The organism is Luteibacter sp., from assembly GCF_051958795.1.
Classification (GTDB): Bacteria; Pseudomonadota; Gammaproteobacteria; order Xanthomonadales; family Rhodanobacteraceae; genus Luteibacter.
In genome coordinates, this window is record NZ_JBQCFT010000043.1 from 1 (window position 1) to 6,418 (window position 6,418).

The window sequence follows — 6,418 nt, forward strand, 5'->3', positions numbered from 1 at the left end:
CGACGGATTCCATCGACACGAGCGTGATGCCCTTGCGCGCACTGATCGCCTTGATGCTCGGCGCGTGCTCGCGGACCTCGGGGCCGATCACCGTGCCTTCCAGCTCCGGCCGGTTGGTGTCTTTCACCAGCAACGGCACGCGCGGTTCGCGCAACGGCGAGAGACAACGCGGGTGGAGCACCTTCGCGCCCGTGGAGGCGATTTCCTGTGCTTCTTCGTAATCCAGCCGCTGGAGCAAGCGCGCACCGGCGACCTGGCGCGGGTTGGCGGTGAACATGCCGGCGACGTCGGTCCAGATTTCCACGCGCGAGGCCTTGAGCAGCGCGCCGAAATAGGCGGCCGAGGTATCCGAGCCGCCACGGCCGAGCAGCACGGTGCGGCCGCCCTCGTCGCGGGCGATGAAGCCCTGCGTGATGAACACTTCGCCACGCGCGGCAAGCGCCGCCGCCAGTGCCGGATCCGGGCGCGGCTCGACCATGGCCGAGAGCACGCGGGTGCGCTCGTTCTGGTTCGGCAACGCCACGGCGTTCAGGCATCCACGGGCGTCCACCCATTCGGTGGGCAGGCCATTGGCGCTGAGGAACGCGGCGCCGAGCGCACTGGACAACAGCTCGCCATGCGCCTGCACGGCGGCCTGCCAGGCCAGTTCGCCCAGTTCGGTCGGCCCGCCCTCGGCCAGGCCCGCCAGGTCGGCCAGGCGCGCACCCAGGGTTTCCGGGAGTGCCAGCGACATCTCGCCCAGCAGGGCGTGGTGGCGATCGGCCAGTGCGGAGGCCGCATCCGAGCGGCGTTTGGGTTCCGTGTGCGTGCAAAGCTGTTTCAGGCCATCCGTGATACCGGACAGGGCCGAGACCACGATCAGCACGCGGGCGCCTTCGGCGCGGCGGCTGGCGGCCAGCTCGAGGATATTGCGCCAGCGTGCGGCGGTGGCTACCGAGGTGCCGCCGAACTTCATGACGATCCAGGGCGCGTTGACAGGCAACGGCGCGTTTGCGTTTTCGCTCACGGTTCTCTTTTGCGGTGGTGGGGAAATGAATCCCCGGAGTGTTGCGCCGCAACGTCAAAAAGGCAACGAGCCGGCGAATGCCTCGCCCGCGACCTCGCTCCCGCCGGGATGTGCGATCCTGCGGGCCCATCCCGATCTCACGCTCCCATGGAAAACCCCGGTTACGCCCGCCGCATCAACCTTATGGACGCCGCGCTCATCGTCGTGGGCGGGATCATTGGCGGCGGCATCTTCCTCAACCCGGGCATCGCGGCGCAGCGCACCTCCTCGGGCTGGGAGCTGCTGGCGCTCTGGGTCGCCGCCGGCCTGCTCACGCTGGTGGGTTGCCTCTGCTACTCGGAACTCGGCGCGCGCCGGCCCCAGGCGGGCGGCAGCTACGTGTACCTGCGCGAAGCCTTCGGCCGGGTCGCCGGGTTCCTGTTCGGCTGGACCATGCTGCTGGTGATCTACAGCGGCAGCGCCGCCGCCGTGGCCACGATCTTCGGCACCTACGCGACCTCGGTATTCGGCCTGCCTGAGCACCTGGTCAAACCGCTCGCCGTCGGCGCGCTGGTTTTCGTGACCGGCATCAACCTCTTCGGCATCAAGCTCGGTGCGCGCATCCAGAACGTCTTCGCCATCCTGAAGCTGGTGGCGATCGCCGTGCTGGTCGTCACCGGACTCGCCTTCGCAGGCGCGGGCACCACGCAGGCACTGGCCGGCAGCGCGGCTCCCGTGGCCGACGGCAACATCGCCGGCGCGCTCCTGCCGGTCCTGTTCGCCTTCTCCGGCTTCAGCTACCTCAACAATCACGCCGGCGAGGTCCGTGACCCGCAGCGGACGCTGCCGCGTGCGCTGGTGCTGGGCATGCTGGTCGTGATCGCGGCATACGTGCTGACCAACTATGCCTATCTCGCCGTCCTCGGCCACGCCGGCTTGGCCGCCAGCAACGCCCCCGCGGCCGATGTCATGAGCCGCGTGTTTGGCAGCGCCGGGGCAAAGATCATCGCGGTCGGCATCGCCATCTCGACCCTCGGCTTCTGCAACATCACGCTCGTCGCGGGTGCCCGCGTGCTCCAGGTGATGGGCGAGGATGGCCTTTTCTTCGCGAGCGTCGCCCGCCTGCACCCGGTGCACCGCACGCCCAACGTCGCCCTGGTCGCGCTCTCGCTCTGGGCCATCTTCCTTGTGTTCGCCGCCAACTACGGGCAGCTGCTGGATTTCGCCACCTTCGGCGACTGGGCGGCCTACGCCGTCACCATTGCCACGCTGTTCTGGTACCGCCGGCATGTGAAGGAGCGCCCCAGCTTCGTCACGCCGGCCTACCCGCTGCTGCCGCTGGTCTTCCTCGCCACCGTCATCGCGGTGGTCGTGGCCTATGCGTGGTCCAAGCCGCTCAGCGCCGCCGTGGTCTGCGCCGTCGTGCTTGCCGGGCTCCCCGTGTACGCCGTGTGGCGGCGCCTGTTCAGTAAAGTCGCTCGCTGAACGAGGGCCCGGATGCCACAATGGCCCGGTTCAGCTGAGGAAAGCAGATGGCACAGCAAGGTCCGACGTCTCCCGTACCCGTCCCCACCCAGGGCGCCGCCGAGGTGCCGCCCAAGCCCGTACGCGAAGGCATCGACCTGATCGTCAACGACGAGCGCTACCGCCACACCGGTGACAAGGGCATGCCGCTGCTGTGGTACCTGCGCGACGTGCTCCGCCTCACCGGCGCCAAGTACGGCTGCGACCAGGGCAACTGCGGCTTCTGCACCGTCATCGTCGATGGCAAGGCCGTGGCCAGCTGCCAGACGAAGATGGAAGGCATGGCGGGCAAGCGCGTGACGACGGTGGAAGGGCTTTCCGGCAAGGACGGCTCCCTGCACCCGGTGCAGCAGGCCTGGATCGACGAGGACGCGATCATGTGCGGCTTCTGCCAGCCAGGCCAGATCATGGCGGCCGTGGATCTGCTCAACCGCCAGAAGAATCCCTCCGACGCGGACATCGACAAGATCGGCAACCTCTGCCGGTGTGGCAGCTACGGCCGCATCCGCAAGGCGATCAAGCGCGCCGCGGTCACACTGAAGGATGCCAAGGCATGAGTGGCGAGATCCGCCTTTCGCGCCGCCGGTTCCTGAAATACGCCGCTGGCACCGCGGGCGCCCTCGTCGTCGGCATCGGCACCGTGCAGGCCGCCGATCGCCCCGCGCCGCTCAGCCTGCTGGGCGATGCGTGGTCGCAGGTCGGGCCGTACGTGCGCGTCGCGCAGGATGGCCGCATTTTCATCGGCGTGCGCGATCCGGATAACGGCGAAGGCACCGGGACGTCACTGGCCCGCATCATCGCCGAAGAGCTCGATGCCGATTGGGACAAGGTCGTCGTCGAATACCTGGGCCTGGGTGTCGAGCCGGGCAACGGGGAACCGAAATTCATCTACGGCCGCCAGCACAGCGGCGATGCCACCAGCATTCCCGCCGCGTGGGCCGACCTGCGCCAGGCCGGTGCGCTGGCGCGCTGGCTGCTGCTGCAGGCCGCCGCGCGCCGCCTCGGCGTGCCGGCGGAACAGCTCCGCGGCGAATCCGGCATGGCCATCGCCGCCGATGGCCGCCGCATCGCCTATGGCGACCTGGCCAGCGCCGCCGCAAGCATCGATGCGCCGTCCAGCCCGCCGCCGTTGAAGGCGGCCGAGCGCTACAAGCTGATCGGCCAGCCCGCCGGCGACATCGACGCCCGCGCTGTCGTGACCGGCACGCTGCGCTACGCCGCCGACGAAAACATCGGCGACCCCGTGGTCGCCGTGCTCGCACGCTGCCCCTACCCGGGCGGCACGCTCGATACCGCGGATCGTGACGCCGCAGGCAAGGTGCCTGGTGTATTCGCCGTCGTCGATATCACCCCGGAACAGGGTCAGGTGGCCGGCATGGCCGCGCAGGCGCGCGCCGTGGCGGTGATCGCCACGGACACATGGTCGGCGCTCAAGGGCCGCGAGGCGCTGAAGGCCACGTGGAAGCCGGGCGATACGACCGAGCCCAGCAGCGGCGACCTCGAAAAAAAGGCGCTCGAGCTGTTCGACAACGACACGGCCACGCCTACGACGGTCCGTGAAGATGGCGACGTCGCGGCGGCACGCAAGAAGGCGGCGCGTGCGCTCGAAGCGACCTACGTGCAGCCGTGGGTGGCGCACGCCACCGCCGAGACGCCGAACTGCCTCATCCGCCTGGACCCCGACACACGCATCACGCTTGTCGCCGCCTCGCAGTCGCCGCGCCAGGCTTACACCGTCGTGCAGCGCATGACCGGCTTCGGCCCGGACAAGATCGATATCCGCGTGCCGCGTGGTGGTGGTGGATTCGGCCGCCGGCTCGAGCAGGATTACATCGCGGAGGCGGTGGCCATCGCCATGGCCAACAAGCCGAAGGAGATCCAGAGTCGCGCCATCCGCGTGCTCTGGACCCGCGACGACGATCTCACCCGCGACTACTACCGCCCGTTCGCGGTGCACCGCCTTAATGCGTCGCTCGACCGCAAGCAGGGCATCGTCGGCTGGCACCAGCGCATGGCCAGCCCCTCCGCGCTCGCGGGCCGTGGAACGAACGCCGATCGCCTCTGGCAGTCGGAGCTCGTCGCCGACGCGTTGCCGGCCGGCCTCGTGCCCAACTTCCGCAGCGATTACTACGCGCTCGACTCGCTGCTGTCGCGCGGCGAGTGGCGCGGTTCGCCGCATGTGACGCCGACCTTCGCCAGCGAGAGCTTCATCGACGAGCTCGCGCACGCGGTGAAGGCCAACCCGCTCGACTACCGCCTGAAAGTGCTCGGCGAGGCACGCCAGCTGCCCTACAACGGGCGCGGCGGGCCGATCGATACCGCGCGCATGGCCAACGTACTCAAGCTCGCCGCCGACAAGCTCGACTGGAGCCGCTGGCTGCGCAGCGAGAATGGCCTAGGCATTGCCTGCGCGTACGTGTTCGGCGCTTACGTCGCGCATGCCATCGAGGTGGCTCCCACGGCCGATGGCATCGATATCCACCGGGTCGTCTGCGTCGCCGATGTCGGCCGCGCCGTGAATCCGCTGGGTCTCGCCGCCCAGCTGGAAGGCGCTACCATCGACGCCCTTTCAACGGCCCTCAACCTGGCCATCACGGTCAGGGACGGTAAGGTGCAGCAGACCGGCTTCAAGGATTACCCCGTGTCGCCCACGCAGCCGATGCCTTACGAGGTCGAGACGATCATCGTCCCGTCGGTCGCCGAACCCACGGGCGCCAGCGTCATCGGCGTGCCGTCCGCCGCCCCGGCACTGGCTAACGCCGTGTTCCGGGCCACCGCGGTCCGCGTGCGCAGGCTACCCCTGCTGCGCGAACTGGCTCGCCTGCGTTAATCCTCTCCAACGTCCCCGAGGCTCCGTATGTCCATTGCATCGTTCACCTCGGAAGGCACGCCTGCCCGTACCGACGCCGACCTGATCGCCGGCAACAAGCGCTTTTACGACGCGTTGTGGGCCGATGCGCAGCTTTGCGCGCCCGAGCGGTTCAATACATGGCCGCTGGTGGCCGAGCTGGCCGCGCGGACGACGCGACGCCTCGAGGTGGCGCCCGGCCTGCGGCCGCGCCTGCCGCTGGCCGATACCCAGTTCGTCGATCTTTCGCGCCCCGCCCTCGCCGAGCTGCGCCGGGCCGGCGCGCGCGTGGCCAACGCCATGATCGGCGCCCTGCCGTTCCGTGACGGCAGCTTCGATTTTGTCTGCGCTTTCGACATCCTGGAGCACGTCGTCGATGACGAGGGCGCCCTGGGCGAACTGGCCCGCGTGGCGGCGCCCGGCGCGAGCCTGCTGCTCTCGACCCCGCTGCACCCGGAAGCCTGGACGGCATTCGATGATTTCGTGGGGCATTACCGCCGTTACGAGCCCGATGCCATCCGCGACCTGCTCGCCCGCCACGGGTTCACGATCGAGCGCAGCGCGGTCTATGGCATGCAGCCCAAGTCGTCGAAGCTACTGGACCTGGGCCAGTATTTCCTGACCCACCACCGGGCCCGCGCCATGTGGTGGTACAACCGGGTGTTCATGCCGCTGGGCATGCGTTTCCAGAAGCCGCTGGACTTCCAGCCCGGCTTCGACCCGGCCCCCGGGGTGGACGAAGTCCTGCTGGTCTGCCGCAAGGCCGACGCTTAAATCGAGCAAAAACAGGGGCTTTACACATGGCGCGGCGCAACTGGTTATGATGCGCCACCTCCCCCGTTCCCGGATTGCAGCGGCATGCTCTATTTGATGCACGAATGGCAGCGCTCCATGCTCAGCCCGTTGTCGTACTGGGCTGAAGCCGGCGCCAAGATGTTTGGCGACCTGGCCAGCCCGTTTGCCCGCATGCCGGGCGCCGACCGCGCCGCTGCCGGGTACGAGCTGATGTACCGCCTGGGCAAGGCCTACGAGAAGCCCGAGTTCGACATCCACAGCGTGCA

The 6,418-nt window shown here is 68.8% G+C and carries 5 protein-coding genes and 1 pseudogene; 5 read left to right on the forward strand and 1 reads right to left on the reverse strand.

Annotated features, from left to right (window positions below; translation table 11 throughout):
• The coding region (locus tag ACTHLF_RS02535) for an aspartate kinase (RefSeq protein ID WP_440324585.1) at positions 1–955 on the reverse strand (955 nt) is incomplete at its 3' end.
• A gap of 198 nt (positions 956–1,153) precedes the next feature.
• On the opposite strand from ACTHLF_RS02535, the gene ACTHLF_RS02540 reads away from it, so the two are divergent.
• The 5 genes and pseudogenes from ACTHLF_RS02540 to ACTHLF_RS02560 form a co-directional block, all read left to right on the forward strand.
• Positions 1,154–2,470 carry an APC family permease gene (locus ACTHLF_RS02540; RefSeq protein WP_440324577.1) on the forward strand — a complete coding sequence of 439 codons (1,317 nt, stop codon included), beginning with the start codon at positions 1,154–1,156 and terminating at the stop codon, positions 2,468–2,470.
• A gap of 47 nt (positions 2,471–2,517) precedes the next feature.
• A complete protein-coding gene (locus ACTHLF_RS02545; protein WP_440324579.1) occupies positions 2,518–3,066 on the forward strand; it encodes a (2Fe-2S)-binding protein in 549 nt (182 codons plus the stop codon).
• Positions 3,063–5,339 (forward strand): molybdopterin cofactor-binding domain-containing protein, encoded by a 2,277-nt coding sequence (locus ACTHLF_RS02550; protein WP_440324581.1) that lies wholly within the window; start codon positions 3,063–3,065, stop codon positions 5,337–5,339. Before ACTHLF_RS02545 ends, ACTHLF_RS02550 begins: the two co-directional genes overlap by 4 nt.
• A 27-nt stretch (positions 5,340–5,366) precedes the next feature.
• Entirely contained in the window at positions 5,367–6,131 is a 765-nt protein-coding gene (locus ACTHLF_RS02555) for a class I SAM-dependent methyltransferase (protein WP_440324583.1), read from the forward strand.
• 84 nt (positions 6,132–6,215) lie between these two features.
• Positions 6,216–6,418 (forward strand): annotated as a pseudogene (locus ACTHLF_RS02560) (polyhydroxyalkanoate depolymerase); the annotation flags it as partial.

What these genes read in the sequence shown, in the direction of transcription:
- ACTHLF_RS02540 (WP_440324577.1), top strand. Translation starts at nt 1,154, where the DNA reads ATGGAAAACCCCGGTTACGCCCGCCGCATCAACCTTATGGACGCCGCG.
- ACTHLF_RS02545 (WP_440324579.1), top strand. Translation starts at nt 2,518, where the DNA reads ATGGCACAGCAAGGTCCGACGTCTCCCGTACCCGTCCCCACCCAGGGC.
- ACTHLF_RS02550 (WP_440324581.1), top strand. Translation starts at nt 3,063, where the DNA reads ATGAGTGGCGAGATCCGCCTTTCGCGCCGCCGGTTCCTGAAATACGCC.
- ACTHLF_RS02555 (WP_440324583.1), top strand. Translation starts at nt 5,367, where the DNA reads ATGTCCATTGCATCGTTCACCTCGGAAGGCACGCCTGCCCGTACCGAC.